Origin of the sequence: Brachymonas moutaii (nom. illeg.) (genome assembly GCF_049977365.1) — a bacterium.
Classification (GTDB): Bacteria; Pseudomonadota; Gammaproteobacteria; order Burkholderiales; family Burkholderiaceae_C; genus Brachymonas.
In genome coordinates this window covers 1-1,199 of record NZ_JBNGEN010000021.1, presented here as the reverse complement: position 1 = coordinate 1,199, position 1,199 = coordinate 1, and the positions used below count along the sequence as shown (strand labels likewise).

Below are 1,199 nucleotides of genomic sequence, written 5' to 3'. Positions count from 1 at the left end.
AGATCAAGGCGACGGGCGTGGCGGGGTTGGGACTGTCTCTGCTGCTGTGGCTGGGCATGGTGCTCTGGATGTTCCGATCTCCGCGCCGCTCCACGCATGGCGATGCACGCTTTGCAGACAGCAGTGATCTGGCCAAGGCCGGATTGACCAGTGACGATCCCACGGGAGTGCTGATTGGCCGTCTGGGACGCACCTATCTGAGAGACAAGGGCCAGCGCTTCATCGTGCTTGCGGCTCCCACGCGATCAGGCAAGGGGGTGGGGGTGGTTGTTCCGGTGCTGCTCGACTATCGGCAGAATGTGGTGGTGCTCGACATCAAGCAGGAAAACTACGATCTCACCAGCGGCTACCGCAGAAGCCTTGGACAGGAAGTGTTCATGTTCAGCCCGTTTGCAGCAAACGGAGCCACCCACCGCTGGAACCCGCTGCGGTATGTCTCCGAGCATCCGGGGCAGCGTGTCGGAGACCTCCGTGCCATTGCGCAGATGCTGTATCCGGATGGCGATGGCACCGGCAATCAGCAGTTCTTCACCGATCATGCGCGCAACGTGTTTCTGGCTCTGTGCCTGTATCTGTTCGAGTCATACGACCAGAACAAGAGCCGCAAGCGGCCGTTGCCCTACCCCACATTCGGTCAGCTCTACCGCACCAGCGCCGGGAACGGCAGCGACCTGAAGCAGCACCTGTCGGACCTGGCCGGCGATGACCGCCTTTCGGATGTGTGCAGGACTGCCTTTGCGGGCTTCCTGTCGCAGGCACAGGAGACTTTCTCCAGCATCATGGGCACATTCAATGCGCCGCTCACGGCCTGGGCCGATCCCCTGCTCGATGCCGCCACCAGTGCAGACGATTTCGACCTGCGCGAGGTGCGGCGCAGGCCCATGAGCATTTACCTCTGCGTGTCGCCCAACAAGCTCAGTCAGGCGGCGCTCGTGTTCAATCTGTTCTTCTCTCAGCTCATCAACGAGAACACCAAGGCCCTGCCGAGCCAGGACAGCACGCTGACACGCCAATGCCTGCTGCTGATGGATGAGTTCACCAGTATCGGTGCGGTGGACATCATTGCGCACGCAGTGAGCTACATGGCTGGCTACAACCTGCGCCTGCTGCCCATCATCCAGAGCATGGCCCAGCTCGATGCCACCTATGGCAAGGAGCGTGCCCGCACGATCATCACCAACCATGCCACACAGATCGTG

1 protein-coding gene is annotated in these 1,199 nt (G+C 61.2%); it reads left to right on the top strand.

What is annotated here, in order from left to right; genetic code table 11:
• Window positions 1-1,199 (top strand): type IV secretory system conjugative DNA transfer family protein (locus ACP2WS_RS11225; RefSeq protein WP_426460843.1); only part of this gene is annotated, 1,199 nt, incomplete at both ends.